Origin of the sequence: Streptomyces sp. ISL-43 (genome assembly GCF_018614195.1) — a bacterium.
Taxonomy (GTDB): Bacteria; Actinomycetota; Actinomycetes; order Streptomycetales; family Streptomycetaceae; genus Streptomyces.
Genome location: NZ_JAGGOT010000030.1, coordinates 23,461 through 37,576 on the forward strand (window position 1 = coordinate 23,461; position 14,116 = coordinate 37,576).

A 14,116-nucleotide genomic window follows, 5' to 3' on the forward strand; every position below is an offset into this window, starting at 1 on the left:
GGTGTCATACCGCCGACTCGCAGCATCTGCAGCCGTTTTCGCAGCAGGTATTTCCCTCATACCGGGCATGGCCCAGGCGGCCGGACCGGCCACCGGCGGTGCCCAGGGCATCAGCACTCCCGACCTGACCCAGGACGGCGTGGAAAAGGCGCCCACATCCACCAGCCCTGCCGACCGGTCGACCCTGCAGGCCGCTCCGGCCACGCCGCAGTCCGCGACCGCGACCGCGACCGCCGAGGGCAACACGGGTCTCAAGGTAGGACTGACCTCGAGCCTCATCAGCGCGCACGGGATCGAGCTGAAGAGCGCCATCACCAGCGAGGCCACGCCGCTCACCGTCGTCATCGACTACGGCGACTGGCATTCGACGGTCATCGCAGCCTCCGGCAGCGAAACCCTGACCGAGCAGCACACCTACGCGGAGCTCGGCACGTACACGGTCAAGGTGACCGTGACGGACAGCACCAACCACGTGGTGGCCTCCAACCAGCTGACCGTCACGACCTGGGGTTCGGACTACACCCCGTACGGCCCGACCCGTCTGCTGGACACCCGTAACGGCACGGGCGCGGCGCAGGGGAAGATCGCCCCGTACACCTCGGCGCGCGTGAAGATCGGCGGCAACGGCGCCATCCCCGCCGGTGTGACCGCGGTGGTCCTCAACGTCACCGTCACGAACACCGCGAGCGGCGGCCACGTCACGGCGTTCGCCGACGGCGACACGCGTCCGACCACGTCGAACGTCAACTTCGCCCCCGGCCAGACGGTTCCGAACCTGGTGATCGTGCCGGTCGGCGCCAACGGCTACGTCGACCTGTACAACGGCGGCTGGGAATCGGTCGACCTGATCGCCGACGTCACCGGCTACTTCACCCAGTCCGCCTCCAGCGGCTACACCCCGCTGGCTCCGGACCGGTTCGTCGACACCCGCACGGGCCTCGGCGCCGCCAAGGGCCAGGTCCCCGGCTACGGGATCTTCAGCACCCGGATCGCCGGGGTCGGCCGGGTACCGGACTCGGGGGTCACCGCCGTCGCCCTCAACGTGACGGTCACCAACCCGAGGAGCGACGGCCACCTGACCGTCTTCCCGACCGGGCAGAGCACGCCGACCGCGTCCAACCTGAACTTCAGCGCCGGCCAGACCATCGCCAACTCGGTGATCGTCCCCATCGGCGCCGACGGCAAGATCGACATCCGCAACGGCGGCTGGAACCCGGCCGACGTCATCGTCGACGTCGTCGGCTACTACAGCCCGGAGAGCAAGGGCTCCTACCTGCCGTTCGAGCCGGAGCGGATCATCGACACCCGCGACCCCGAGGACCCCGTCCACGGTCCCCTGGCAGGCCGCGACTACATCGCCGCGGAGCTGTCCGAACCGGGTTCCGGCGTCACGGGCTTCGTGCTGAACGCCACGGCGACCAACACCCGGGACAACGGCTTCCTTGCCGTCGCGCCCGACTCGAACACCCAGGACGAGTACGACCACAACGCGGCGGGCCCGCCCTTGCCGCCCACCTCCTCCACCCTGAACTGGACGGTGGGCAAGACCGTCCCGAACCTGGTCCAGACGCACGTCGACACCGGCCTCGTCGACTTCTGGAACCAGAGCGACGGGGACATCGACCTCGTCGTCGACGTCTTCGGCATGTACCAGGAGAACTGACCCACCGGGCCGGGCGGCGCACGCCCGAACGCCCGATGCCCGGATGCCCGCACAGCGCCCCCGGAACGGCCGCCGCAGGTCGCTCCCGGGGCGCTGTCCGCCGTACGGCGGCCACGCGCTAGCCTCAGCCACCACCGACACCGTCTGGGAGGCTCCCGATGAACGCAGATGTTCGACACGAACCGCGCACCGCGGAACGGGAGTACGACGTCGTGCTCTTCGGCGCGACCGGGTTCGTGGGAGCCCTGACCGCCGAGTACCTCGCCGCGCACGCGCCCGCCGGCTGCCGGTGGGCCCTCGCGGGCCGGAGCCTGCCGAAGCTGGAGCGGCTGCGCGAGCGGCTGGCCGCCGTGAACCCGGCCTGCGCGGACCTCCCCCTGCTGGTCGCGGACGCCGAGGACGCCGAGGCGCAGCGCGAACTGGCCGCCTCCACACGGGTACTGGCCACGACCGTGGGACCGTACGTCTGGTACGGGGCCGGGCTGGTCGCCGCCTGCGCCGAGGCGGGCACCGACTACGTCGACCTCACCGGCGAACCCGAGTTCGTGGACCGGATGTACGTCGAACACGACGCGCGGGCCCGCGAGACCGGCGCCCGCATCGTCCACGCCTGCGGCTTCGACTCGATCCCGGCCGACCTCGGGGCGTACTTCACGGTCGGACACCTCCCGGCCGGGGTACCGCTGCGCGTGGACGGGTTCCTGCGCTCCAACGCCCTGGTCTCCGGTGGCACCCTGACCACGCTGCTCACCGCGATGGGCCGCGGCCCGCAGCACCTGGCCGCCGCCCGCGCGCGCCGGCTGCACGAACCCCGGCTGCCGGGCCGGCGGGTACGCGGGCCCGTGGGCGCGCCGCGCTTCAGCCGGGAGACCGGCGCCTGGGCGCTGCCGCTGCCCACGCTGGACCCCCGGGTCGTGGCCCGGTCGGCGGCCGCGCTGGAGCGGTACGGCCCGGACTTCCGCTACCGCCACTACGCCTCCGTACGGCACCTGCCCGTCGCGGTGGGCGGTACGGCGGCGGTCGGCGGGGTGGCCTTGCTGGCGCAACTCCCGCCGGTGCGCCGGTGGCTCGCCGGCCGCTGGGAGCCGGGCCGGGGCCCGGACGCGCAGCGGCGGGCGCGCAGCTGGTTCACCGTGCGGTTCGTGGGCGAGGGCGGGGGCCGCCGGGTCTTCACGGAGGTCTCGGGCGGCGACCCGGGGTACGGGGAGACCGCGAAGATGCTGGCGGAGTCGGCGCTCTGCCTCGCCTACGACGCCCTGCCCGAGGTCTCCGGCCAGCTGACCACCGCCGTGGCGATGGGCGACGCCCTGCTGGACCGGCTCCAGAAGGCGGGCATCCGCTTCCGGGTGGCGGCCACCGACTGACGACGGCCCGGGCCGCGCCCCGGGCCGTCGGAGGCCCTGTCGTCGAAGTGGCGCCTGGCCCGCGGCGTCCCTTACCGGCTCCACTTCGACGACACGGTCCAGCCGGTGGCTTCGCGCAGGGCGCGCCGGCACAGCGAGTCGGCGTTCCGGGTGGTCTCGGGGAGGCGGAAGCGGGGACTCAGCGCGAGGGCGTGCGCGCAGGCGTTGTCGAGCGAGACGCGGTGCCCGACGGAGACGTACACGGGCTTGATCCCGTCCTGCGTCCGCAGCGCCCGCCCGACCACGTCGCCGTCGGCCGCGCGCAGCGGGGAGGCGTCCCCGCGCCGGGCGCCCGGTTCCTCGTAGGTGAAGGTGAACGGATTCTTCGCGATGCCGATGGCGGGCAGGCCGGTGACCACGCCGAGATGGCAGGCGAGGCCGAAGCGGCGCGGGTGGGCCAGGCCGTAGCCGTCGCAGACGACGAGACCGGGCGTGACGGTCAGCGCGTCCAGCGCGGCGAGCACGGTCGGCAGCTCGCGGAAGGCGAGTAGCCCGGGCACGTAGGGGAAGCTGACGCGGCCGACGGAGGTGGCCTCCTCCACCACGCGCAGGGTGGCTGCGTCGAGCACGACGGCCGCGGCGGCGACGAGGTCGCGCTCGTCGTCGTAAGCGACGTCCACCCCCGCTATCAGCCCTTCGCCGGGCGGGGGCCCTGCCTCGGTCAGTACGACTCGGCCGCGCAGTTCGTCTTGTACCGCCTTGGCCTCGGCCTCGTCGGCGGGGGTCTTCGCACTCGTCATAGTGCTGCGAGAGTAGCCTGGCGATCATGTTCGTCATGGAGCTCACCTACACAGCACCCGTCGAAGCCGTCGAAGAGGAGATGGACGCGCACATCGCCTGGCTGGACGGCTACTACGCGGCCGGGATCTTCCTCGCCTCGGGCCGCAAGGTCCCGCGCGACGGCGGCGTCATCCTGGCCGGCGGGGTCTCCCGCGCGGAGATCGAGAAGATCTCGGCCGAGGACCCCTTCACCCTGGCGGGCGTCTGCACCTACCGCATCACCGAGTTCCTCGCGACGAAGACGTCGGCGGACCTGGCGGCGGTACGGGAGAACCCGGCCGTCTGAGCCGCGACCCGGCGGTCCGCGCCGCCGCTTCCCGATCTTTCCGGGCCCGACGCCCGGCCCGCCCAGCGGGCCGGGCGTCGGGCGTGTGAGCACCCCGGACGGAGTAGCGCAGGAAAGAGCGGGGTCGTGCTTTGGGCCTGTGGAGTGATCGGGAACCAGCCGTACTTCGACCACTCCGGAGCGTGTGGAAAGGCCTGATATCCCCACCCCTCCGTCACTCTGTGCGATCACACGGACTGGATCCGGCCACTCGGTGACACAGCTCACTCCACCTCGCGTGCACGGATTCCACGAATTCGGCGTCTTCCCCGTTGCCGGGTCCCACCCCATGGCCCGACAAGAGATCCGCCGTAAGGGAGCGAGCCTTGATCACTGTCATCGAGCAGGCCGTGCAGGCCCGACTGGTTGCCACCGCGCCGAAGGTCGACACCATCCCGGTCACGTTCTGCTACGACCGGTCGGATCCCTTCGCCGTCCGCATGGCCTTCCCCGCGCCCGCCACCCTGGAGGGCGTCGAGGTCTCCTGGACCTTCGCGCGAGAGCTGCTGGAATCCGGGCTGGACCGCCCGGCCGGTTACGGGGACGTGCGTGTGCGCCCGTACGACGCCGACCGGACCACCGTCGAGTTCCACGCCCCCGAGGGCATCGCCATCGTGCTGATGGTGACGGCCGAGCTGCACCGCTTCCTGGAACGAGCCTCGACCGTCGTGCCGCCGGGCCTGGAGCACCTGTACCTCGACATGGACCAGAGCCTGGCCGAGCTGATGCGCGACTCCTGCTGAGCCGCGCGGGCGCCTGCCCCCAATTCGCTTGCGGGCGGCTTCGGCCGCCCGTAGCTTCGTAGACGCCCCACCGCCGTCGAAACGGAGCAGGACATTGTCCATCTGAGGTCCGAGACACCGATCCCCGTCATCCTCGTCACCACCGTCTTCACGGTGACCGCCGACGGTCCGGTCCGCTGTCTCACCACGTTGCACGCACCATTCACGCAACCTGGAGGCCTCCATGAGTCCTGCTCCCTCATCCATCACGTGTTCCGCCCTGTCCTTCGACTGGCCCGACGGAACCCCCGTCTTCGACGGTTTCCAACTGGCCGTCGGCCCCGGCCGTACCGGACTGATCGGCCTCAACGGCTGCGGGAAGTCCACCCTGCTGAAGCTCATCACGGGTGAACTGACCCCATCGAGCGGCCAGTTGACCGTCGCCGGCACGATCGGCCACCTCCCGCAGTCCGTCACCTTCGACACCGCCCTGCGTGTGGACGAGGCCCTCGGCGTCCACACCGCCCGGGCCGCCCTGCTCGCCATCGAGGCGGGCGAGGCGACCGAGGCGAACTTCGCGGCCGTCGGCGACGACTGGGACGTGGAGGAGCGGGCGCTCGTCACGCTCGACCAGCTCGGCCTGGGCGGGATCGGCCTGGACCGCACCGTCGGCGAACTGTCCGGCGGGGAATGCGTACTGCTGCGCCTGGCGGCCTTGCTGCTGGCCCGGCCGGACGTCCTGCTGCTGGACGAGCCGACCAACAACCTCGACCTGCGGGCCCGGCAACGGCTGTACGCGGCCGTGGAGTCCTGGGCCGGGGTGATGGTCCTGGTCAGCCACGACCGGGAGCTGCTGGAGCGGGTCGACCAGATCGCCGACCTGCGCGACGGTGAAGTGCACTGGTACGGCGGCAACTTCACCGAATACGAGGTACTGCTCGCGGCCGAGCAGGAGGCGGCCGGGCGGATGGTCCGGGTCGCGCAGGCCGACGTACAGCGCCAGAAGCGGGACCTGGCCGACGCCCAGGCCAAATTGGCCCGGCGCAAGCGGTACGGCCAGAAGATGAACGACACCAAGCGCGAGCCGAAGATCGTCATGGGTGCCCGCAAGCGCGCGGCGCAGGAGTCGGCCGGCAAGCACCGCATCATGCACACCGAGAAGCTGGCGCAGGCGCGGGAGCGGCTGGACCAGGCTGCCCTGGCGGTTCGGGACGACGCCGAGATCCGGATCGAGCTCCCCGCCACCCGGGTGCCGCCCGGCCGGCGCGTGCTCACCCTGAGCGGGCTGGGCCTGGCCCATGGCGCCTCGGTGCCGGGCGAGTGGGAACTGCGCGGTCCGGAGCGGATCGCCCTGGTGGGCCGCAACGGCTCCGGCAAGACGACGCTGCTGCGGACGATCGCGGGGGAGCTGGCCGCGGAGTCCGGCGAATCGGTGGCGCACGTGCCGACGCGGTTCCTACCGCAGCGCCTCGACGTACTGGACGACGACCGCTCGGTCGTGGAGAACGTGGCGCGGTCCGCGCCGCACGCCACGGACAACCTGATCCGGGCGCGCCTCGCGCACTTCCTGTTCCGGGGCGCGCGGGCGGACCGGCCGGCCGGCACCCTGTCGGGCGGCGAGCGCTTCCGGGCGGCGCTGGCGGCGCTGCTGCTGGCGGAGCCGGCTCCGCAGCTGCTCATGCTGGACGAGCCGACGAACAACCTGGACCTGGGGTCGGTACGCCAGTTGACGGACGCGCTGGACTCGTACGAGGGAGCCCTCTTCGTCGCGAGCCATGACGTGCCGTTCCTGGAGTCGATCGGCGTGACGCGGTGGCTGCTGCTCGACGGCGAACTGCGGCCGACCACCGTCGAAGAGGTCCGCGCGGCGCTGTGAGCGGGGCTAACGGGGCAGCGGAAGCGGAAGTAAGGCCCAGGACTTGGTGCCGCCCATGGGGGTGAGGACGGGGGTGAGCCCCCAGTCCCCGCCGCAGGCCTCGACGACCGCCGAGAGCAGCCACATCCCGCGGCTGCGCCGGCTCCGGCACTCCTCGCTCGCCTCGGGCGAGGGGTGCGCCGGGTGCTGGTCGTAGACGACGATGCGCAACGCGTCGAACTGCCGGCGGACTTTGAGCGTCATCTCCTTGTCGGGCGTGAACCGGTAGGCACAGGCCACGAGTTCGGAGGCGGCGAGGGCCGCGGTGTCGCACAGGTCGGACAGCCCGTGCCGGGTGAGCAGGGACCGTACGGCGCCGCGCGCGCTGCCCGCGCAATAGGCGCCGCCCGGCAGGCCTATGGAGCAGCTCAGCTTGTCCGCCTCGGGCGGGACCTGCCGCAACTCGTGGACCAACCGCAGGCCACGGAGAGTGCCCGTCATCGTGCTGCTCCAAGATTCTGAAGGCGCGGGGTCCGACGCGCGCGGCCCGGTCGCAGGCCGTGCGGTCGAAAGCCGTGTCGTCGAAAGCCGTTTCGTCAAAGCCGTGTGGGTCAAAGCCGTGTGGTCATACAAGACCCCGAGGTCGCCCCGTGTGAGATTTGTATTACCGACCGTAGCGCAACCTGGTGCACAGTGCTACTACTTGTACGACGACTTGCCGTTTTCTCATGGTATTTCCGGACTCGCGAGGGCATCCCGCCGGCTCCCGGCCGGAGGAGAGGGGACCCGTGCCACCCAGGAGTACGCCGACCGCGCGACAGCAGCGCCTGGGCTCCGAGCTGCGCAAACTCCGCGAGCAGTCGGGCATGACGGTCCAGCAGGCCGCGGCTCTCCTGAAGGTGGACCGCACCCGGATCCCGAACATCGAATCCGGCCGGATCGGCATCAGCGCCGAGCGCGTCCGCACCCTCGCCTTCAACTACGACTGCCCCGACACCGGGCTCGTGGACCTGCTCGCCTCGATGGCGCAGGAGCGGGAGAAGGGATGGTGGGAGCAGCACCGGGGAATGCTGCCGCCCGCACTCCTGGACATCTGCGAACTCGAGCACCACTCGGTCGAGTTGCACACCGCCGTGACCACGCACATACCCGGGCTGCTGCAGACCGAGGCGCACGCGCGGGCCGTTTTCGACACCGCCGACCCGCCGCTGCCCGAGCCGGACCTGCAGGCGCGCCTCGCCCTGCGGATGCAGCGCCAGCAGGTGTTCGCGCGCGAAGCGCCTCCGCTCTACGAGGTCGTCGTCCACGAGGCGGCGCTGCGGATGCAGTTCGGCGGACCCAAGGTGGCGCGGGCGCAGCTCGAACACATCCTGGAGCAGCCGGAGCGGTCCCGCACCACGGTCCGGGTGATTCCGTTCACCGCCGGCGGCTTCCCCGGCGCCGGGCAGTCCTTCACGTACGCGGCCGCCGCGATCAGCGAGCTGGACACCGTACAGCTGGACAGCTCGCACGGCTCGATGTTGCTGGATTCGCACATGAAGCTGCTCCGCTACCGCGGGCTGCTGGAGCGGCTCCGCTCGCTGGCGCTGCCGGCCGCCGGGTCCCGCGATTTCGTCCACGCCATCGCGTGGACCCTCTGACATGCCGACCGGCCGACCGACCACCCGGCCGGATCCGACGAGAAGACGAGAGAACGACATGCGCACCACGACCACACCGGCGACCACGACGGCGGGCGCGCCGGCGGTGACGGACATCGCCTGGAACGAGGCCTTCTGCAGCGAGGGCGCGAACTGTTTCCGCTTCGGGCTCGACGCCGAGGGGAAGGCGTACATCGGAACGACCGGGTCCGCCGCGTACGTCACCGACTCCCTCGACGCCCTCCGCGCGCTGATCTCAGCCGTCAAGGCGGGAGCCGCGGACCACCTGCTGGCGTGACTTTATCCCTTCCAGGGCTCGCCAGACCCCCTTCCAACTGCACAGATAACCGGATGTAACCGGACAGACACCTGCGTGGGGCTTGGCTGGTCTTGATGTCGCGCTTAACCTACGACTCCGTAGGCTACGGAACCGTAGGTAATTCGCTTTGCACTCAGGAGTACCCGTGACGATCACCTCTCCCCACCTCGGCAGCTCGGAGGCATGGACGGACGCCAAGCTGCTGTTCGCGCTGGAAGAGGTGGTCGAGAAGGAGCTCAACCGCCATCTGACGGTCACCAAGGACTGGATGCCCCACGAGTACGTCCCGTGGAGCGACGGCCGCAACTTCCCCGGCTTCTTCGAGGACGGCGAAGCCTGGGACCCGCAGCAGTCCAAGGTCACCGAGATCGGCAAGATCGCGCTCGTCGTGAACCTGCTGACCGAGGACAACCTCCCCAGCTACCACCACGAGATCGCCTCGCTTTTCGGCCGCAACGGCGCGTGGGGCACGTGGGTGCACCGCTGGACCGCCGAGGAGGGCCGCCACGGCATCGTGATGCGCGACTACCTGCTGGCCTCGCGCGCCGTGGACCCGGACAAGCTGGAAGCATTCCGGATGCAGCACATGTCGGAGGGCTTCGAGTCCGACAACCGCCACTCGATGCTCCACTCCGTGGCGTACGTGGCCTTCCAGGAGCTCGCGACCCGCATCTCGCACCGCAACACCGGCCACCAGTCCGGCGACCCGGTCTGCGACCGCATGCTGGCCCGCATCGCGCAGGACGAGAACCTGCACATGATCTTCTACCGCAACCTGCTGGGCGCGGCCTTCGAGATCGCCCCGGACCTCACGATGCAGGCCGTTCGCGACGTCGTGGTCGACTTCCGGATGCCCGGACACGGCATGCCCGGCTTCGAGCGGATGGCCGCCCAGATGGCGATCGGCGGGGTCTACAACCTGCGGATCCACCACGACGACGTACTGAGCCCCGTGATCCGCTTCCTGAAGATCATGGACATCGACGGTCTCGGCCCCGACGGCCAGAAGGCCCAGGAGGAGCTCGGGCTCTTCATGAACGGCCTGGACTCCGAAGCCCGCAAGTTCGACGAGCGTCTGGCCGCCCGCGCGGCGCGCATCGCGGCCCGCAAGGCCTGACCGGTTTCCGCCCGCTCGGGCGGGTGACGACGATTGCCCTGGCAGAGCCACGCTCTGCCAGGGTTTCGCGCGTCATGGGGCCACGGCACCAAGGAGCTCGCCCGGCGGATCAAGGCCGTACGCGCGGGAGTGCGGCGCCGGTCAGGGGCGGCGGGGGCGCAGGGCCTGTCGTTCGGCTTCGGACAGGCCGCCCCAGACGCCGAAGCGCTCGTCGTTGGCCAGGGCGTACTCCAGGCAGGCGGTCCGGCCCTCGCATGCGCCGCACAGCCGCTTCGCGTCGCGCAGCGAGGATCCGGGCTCCGGGAAGAAGAAGCCGGGGCCCGTCTGGGCGCAGAGGGCGAGCTCGTACCAGGCGGCGCCGGTGGCCGTGGCGGTTGCGGTGGTGTTCATCGACATGCCGCAGAGCCTGTCCGCCGACGATGGACGTCCGATCAACGCCTGATCAACACGGGCTCCGTCCTTCACCCGGCCACAGAGTGAACGACCGTACGTTCGATGAGTTCGGTACGATGGAGCCATGGCAGACGGACGTGTGGAGCGCGGAAACCAGACGCGGCGGACGGTCCTGGAGCGGACGATGAGCATCGCCTCGGTGGACGGCCTGGAGGGCCTTTCCCTCGGGAAGATCGCCACGGACCTGGGGCTGAGCAAGAGCGGCGTGTTCGCCCTCTTCGGCTCCAAGGAAGAGCTGCAGCTCGCCACCGTGCACGCCGCCCGGGCCGTCTTCGTCGACGAGGTCGTGCGCCCCGTACGGGACGAGCCCGCGGGCCTCGCCAAGGTGTGGCGGCTGTGCGAGAGCTGGATCGGCTACTCCGGGCGCCGGGTCTTCCCCGGCGGCTGCTTCTTCTACTCCGTCGCCGCCGAGTTCGACTCGCGCCCCGGGCCCGTCCACGACGAGGTAGCCAAGATCCGCGGCGACTGGACGCGCTATCTGGAACGGCTGCTGGACGAGGCCCGGCTGGCGGGCGGGTTCCGCGAGCCGGCCGACTCCGTGGACATGGAGCAGCTCGCCTTCGAGATCATGGCGATGATGGAGCTGGCCAACGCCCACTCCGTGCTGCACGGGAGCACCGTGGACTACGAGCGGGCCGCCCGCGGCATCCTCGCCCGGCTGCGCGCAGCGACGGCCGCCCCGGAAGAACTCCCGGAGCGGCCGCCCGTCGTCGATTTCGCCGCCGCCGCCTTCTCGGCGGCCGACGCCCCCGCCGTCAGGCTCCCGGCTTAGGGCGTCTCCTTCGGATCTCGCCCGACCCGCATCGTCCAGCCCGCGGCCGCCGAGCCCAGCGCGGTGAGCGCGGTGAGCAGGAAGACTCCGCTCCAGTGCTCGCCGGCGCCCGCTCCGGCCCCGGTGAGCAGGGCGGCCGTGGCGGCGACACCCAGTGCGCCGCCCAGCTGCCGGGCCGTCATCAGCAGGCCGGTGCCGGCCGCGAACCGCTGCGGCGGCAGACCGGCCGAGGCGACCGTGGAGAGCGCGGTCACCACGACTCCGATGCCGAGACCGCCGAGCAGCCCGGCGGGCAGGAAGATCTGGGCGTACGAGGTCGAGTCCGCGGCCCAGCCCCACAGCAGCAGGGCGTTGGCGGCGAAGAGCAGCGATCCCACGGTGACGGCTGCCCATTGGAGGCGCGCGGGAACCCGGCGTCCGACGACGAGCGCGCCGGCCATGGCGAGGACCGCTCCCGGCGTGACGCCGAAGCCGGCTTGCAGGACCGAGTAGTTCCAGCGGTCGATGAGGTAGGACGGGCCGGTCAGCAGCCACGCGTACATGGCGGCGCCGAAGAGCAACGCCCCGGTGTTGGCGCGGGCGAAGAGCCGGTCGCGCCACAGGTCCCGGTCGACGGCCGGGGCGGGGTGGCTGCGCGAGCGGTGCAGGGCGAGGGTGCCCGAGAGGGCACCGCCGATGATGAGGACGAGCACCTTCGGGTCGGTCCAGCCCCATTCCGCGCCCTGGGAGAGCCCGGCGACCACTGCGCCGATGCCGAGGGCGAGGGCGGCCGTGCCGACGGGGTCGGGCAGCCGGCGGCCGGTGCGCGCCTCCTTGGGGACCGCCCGGGCGGCGGCGAGGCAGACCGCGAGGCCGAGGGGGACGTTCAGGAGGAAGATCGCGCGCCAGTCCCACCACTCGACGAGCAGCCCGCCGGCGCTGGGGCCGATGGCGGCGGCGAGGCCGCCCGCCGCCGACCACGCGCCGAGGGCCGCGGCGCGCCGGGCGGGCGGGGTGTGGGCGAGTACGAGGCCCAGCGCCGCCGGGATCATCCCCGCGGCGGCGGCGCCCTGGAGGGCGCGGGCCAGGATGAGCAGATCGGCGGTGGGGGCCGCGCTGGCGGCGAGCGAGGTGAGGGTGAAGGCGAAGGTGGAGCCGAGGAAGAGGGTGCGCCTGCCCAGGGTGTCCGCGAGGCGGCCGGCCGCGGCGAGCAGGGCGGCGAACAGTACGGCGTAGGCGCTGACGACCCAGGTCAGGCGGGCCAGCGACACGTCGGGGAAGGCCCGGCGCAGATCGGGGAAGGCGACGTTGACGACGGTGGCGTCAAGGAAGGCGAGGAAGGTGACGGCGCTGGCGAGCCCGACCATCCGCCCGGCCCCGGGGGACGGTTCGGCGATCGGGGCCGGGGTGGCGGCGGGGGCCGGGGACGGGGTGGCGGCTTCGGGCCGGGTGGCGGTCATCGGACGGCCGCCGAAATCCCGGCCGGAGTCTCCGCCGGGGCCTCGGGCCCGGCTGGGTCCCTGACCTCGGGCCCGGCTGGGTCCCTGACCTCGGTCCAGGCTGGGTCCCTGACCTCGGTCCAGGCTGGGTCCCTGACCTCGGTCCAGGCTGGGTCCCTGACCTCGGTCCAGGCTGGGTCCCTGGCCTCGGTCCAGGCATGGGCTCCGGCCCCGGCGAGGAACTCGGTGGCGGCCGCGATGATCTCGGGGGCTCCGAGGATCCGGCGGTGGCCGAGACCGCCGGTCTCGATCAGGCGGGCCCGCTCCCCGTAGGCCTCGGCGATGGCGCGGGACTGGGCGGGGGCCGCGGTGTCGTCGTCGGCGTCGTGGATGAGCAGGATGTCCGAGGGGATCTCCTCGGGGTGGCGGCAGGCGTCGAAGCGCTGCCAGACATCGGGTTCGGACGGGAAGAGCCGACGCTGCACGTGGCGCCGCATGGCGTCCTCGACGGCTTGGTTCACCCCCGCGTTGGCGCGGAACCGTTCGGCGAGGAAGTCGAAGTCCGCGATGGCGCCGATGCCGACGATCCGGTCGACCCGGATCCCGTCCCGCAGGGCGAAGAAGGTGGCCACCACTCCGAAGGAGTGGGCCAGGACGGCCGAGAAGCCCCCGTACTCCCCGTGCAGCCGGCGGATGATCTCGCGCTGCCGAAGGATGGTGGTGGCCCGGCCGCCGGATTCGCCGTGGCCGGGTGCGTCGAAGGAGACAACGGTCAGGCCCCGGGCGCGCAGCGCCTCGACGAAGCCGGCGAAGCGCGAGGCGCGCGAGGTCCAGCCGTGCACGACGAGAACGGGCCGGCCGCCGTCACCCCAGCGGTAGGTGGTGACGGGTATCCCGTCCACGACGAGCCGGCCGGTCACGGCCCGGGCCATGACCTCCGCTTCGCCGGGCCGCACCTTGGGCCGGCCGAGGGGCCGCACGAACAGCGCGAACGCCACCCGCCCGACCGGCCCCGGCGCAACCCGGGCGGTGATGTCGAGGGTCGTGCTCAGGAGTGAAGCCATGGGACGCATACCCGGTTCTCCGGATCTCCTCAGAGGGGCCAGATGAATGGCGAAGTCATGATGATGAGGAGATATTAGCACGATCGTTCGTGTTGTTTTGAGGCTGATCCCCGTCCTTCTCAGAGGGCGCCGCTGTCCGGTCTCAAGGAAGGCAGTCGATTCCATCGAACTGAGTCGACCTCGAAAGAACGACGTACGACACGGCGCGCAACGGCTCGCGCGACCGGGTTGGGTGAGACGACGGCTGGCTTCGCCGAGATAGGGACAGCGGAACCTGTCCGTTGTCATCCAATCGCAGCGTTTTGACAGCGAACGCAGTCGTTGCGGCTTCCTGGCCGGCGAACCTGGTCGTGTGAGGTGAGCGCTGGGGCTGCTGGATGGCTTTCCCCGCCAAGTTCGACCGTACTCACCTGGCGCAACGAGCACCGAGGGCGCCGGCTCAGCTTCTCGCGGACCGGGAAGCTTACGAGCGGCGGCGCGGTCAGGCGGCGCAGGCCATCCACGAGCGGTGCGTTGCTCACGAGACCGACGCCGACCGTCTCCTGTCCGGGAAGGGCCTGAGGACTAAGCCTTGATCCACCGACT

At 71.5% G+C, this 14,116-nt stretch carries 14 protein-coding genes; 9 read left to right on the forward strand and 5 right to left on the reverse strand.

The window, feature by feature from the left end; translation table 11 throughout:
• The first annotated feature begins 67 nt into the window (after positions 1-67).
• Both J7F03_RS17930 and J7F03_RS17935 read left to right on the forward strand, forming a co-directional pair.
• A complete protein-coding gene (locus J7F03_RS17930; protein ID WP_214950562.1) occupies positions 68-1,663 on the forward strand; it encodes a PKD domain-containing protein in 1,596 nt (531 codons plus the stop codon).
• A 158-nt stretch (positions 1,664-1,821) separates the two neighbouring features.
• Positions 1,822-3,027 (forward strand): trans-acting enoyl reductase family protein, encoded by a 1,206-nt coding sequence (locus J7F03_RS17935; RefSeq protein WP_214950563.1) that lies wholly within the window; start codon positions 1,822-1,824, stop codon positions 3,025-3,027.
• A gap of 71 nt (positions 3,028-3,098) precedes the next feature.
• Here J7F03_RS17935 and J7F03_RS17940 read toward each other — a convergent pair whose 3' ends face one another.
• The gene (locus tag J7F03_RS17940; protein WP_214950564.1) at positions 3,099-3,806 is read right to left on the reverse strand and encodes an endonuclease V; all 708 of its coding nucleotides are present in this window, start codon (positions 3,804-3,806) and stop codon (positions 3,099-3,101) included.
• A 26-nt stretch (positions 3,807-3,832) separates the two neighbouring features.
• Here J7F03_RS17940 and J7F03_RS17945 point away from each other — a divergent pair, with 26 nt between their 5' ends.
• From J7F03_RS17945 to J7F03_RS17955, 3 genes are all read left to right on the forward strand, one after another.
• Positions 3,833-4,132 carry a YciI family protein gene (locus J7F03_RS17945; RefSeq protein ID WP_214950566.1) on the forward strand — a complete coding sequence of 100 codons (300 nt, stop codon included), beginning with the start codon at positions 3,833-3,835 and terminating at the stop codon, positions 4,130-4,132.
• 365 nt (positions 4,133-4,497) lie between these two features.
• Entirely contained in the window at positions 4,498-4,914 is a 417-nt protein-coding gene (locus tag J7F03_RS17950; RefSeq protein ID WP_214950568.1) for an SsgA family sporulation/cell division regulator, read from the forward strand.
• Positions 4,915-5,137: 223 nt separating this feature from the next.
• Positions 5,138-6,769 carry an ABC-F family ATP-binding cassette domain-containing protein gene (locus tag J7F03_RS17955; RefSeq protein WP_214950570.1) on the forward strand — a complete coding sequence of 544 codons (1,632 nt, stop codon included), beginning with the start codon at positions 5,138-5,140 and terminating at the stop codon, positions 6,767-6,769.
• Between the two features lie 6 nt (positions 6,770-6,775).
• Here the strand turns inward: J7F03_RS17955 and J7F03_RS17960 are convergent, their stop codons facing one another.
• A complete protein-coding gene (locus J7F03_RS17960) occupies positions 6,776-7,249 on the reverse strand; it encodes an ATP-binding protein (RefSeq protein ID WP_214950572.1) in 474 nt (157 codons plus the stop codon).
• 287 nt (positions 7,250-7,536) lie between these two features.
• Between J7F03_RS17960 and J7F03_RS17965 the strand changes: the two genes are divergently transcribed.
• The 3 genes from J7F03_RS17965 to J7F03_RS17975 all read left to right on the forward strand — a co-directional run bounded on the left by J7F03_RS17965 (position 7,537) and on the right by J7F03_RS17975 (position 9,824).
• On the forward strand, positions 7,537-8,388 hold the full coding sequence (locus J7F03_RS17965; RefSeq protein WP_214950574.1) for a helix-turn-helix transcriptional regulator: 852 nt from the start codon (positions 7,537-7,539) through the stop codon (positions 8,386-8,388).
• Positions 8,389-8,446: 58 nt separating this feature from the next.
• Complete coding sequence (locus J7F03_RS17970; protein ID WP_251072102.1) at positions 8,447-8,686, forward strand: hypothetical protein; 240 nt, start codon at positions 8,447-8,449, stop codon at positions 8,684-8,686.
• Between the two features lie 166 nt (positions 8,687-8,852).
• Positions 8,853-9,824: an acyl-ACP desaturase gene (locus J7F03_RS17975; protein WP_214950577.1), complete on the forward strand. Its 972-nt coding sequence runs from the start codon at positions 8,853-8,855 to the stop codon at positions 9,822-9,824.
• A gap of 141 nt (positions 9,825-9,965) precedes the next feature.
• Here J7F03_RS17975 and J7F03_RS17980 read toward each other — a convergent pair whose 3' ends face one another.
• Entirely contained in the window at positions 9,966-10,220 is a 255-nt protein-coding gene (locus tag J7F03_RS17980; RefSeq protein WP_214950578.1) for a WhiB family transcriptional regulator, read from the reverse strand.
• A 121-nt stretch (positions 10,221-10,341) separates the two neighbouring features.
• On the opposite strand from J7F03_RS17980, the gene J7F03_RS17985 reads away from it, so the two are divergent.
• The gene (locus J7F03_RS17985) at positions 10,342-11,049 is read left to right on the forward strand and encodes a TetR/AcrR family transcriptional regulator (protein WP_214950579.1); all 708 of its coding nucleotides are present in this window, start codon (positions 10,342-10,344) and stop codon (positions 11,047-11,049) included.
• On the opposite strand, the gene J7F03_RS17990 is transcribed toward J7F03_RS17985, so the two are convergent.
• The gene (locus J7F03_RS17990) at positions 11,046-12,488 is read right to left on the reverse strand and encodes a DHA2 family efflux MFS transporter permease subunit (protein WP_214950580.1); all 1,443 of its coding nucleotides are present in this window, start codon (positions 12,486-12,488) and stop codon (positions 11,046-11,048) included. The genes J7F03_RS17985 and J7F03_RS17990 overlap by 4 nt on opposite strands.
• Positions 12,485-13,531 (reverse strand): alpha/beta fold hydrolase, encoded by a 1,047-nt coding sequence (locus J7F03_RS17995; protein ID WP_214950581.1) that lies wholly within the window; start codon positions 13,529-13,531, stop codon positions 12,485-12,487. The genes J7F03_RS17990 and J7F03_RS17995 overlap by 4 nt, the downstream gene beginning before the upstream one ends.
• Between the last annotated feature and the right edge of the window lie 585 nt (positions 13,532-14,116).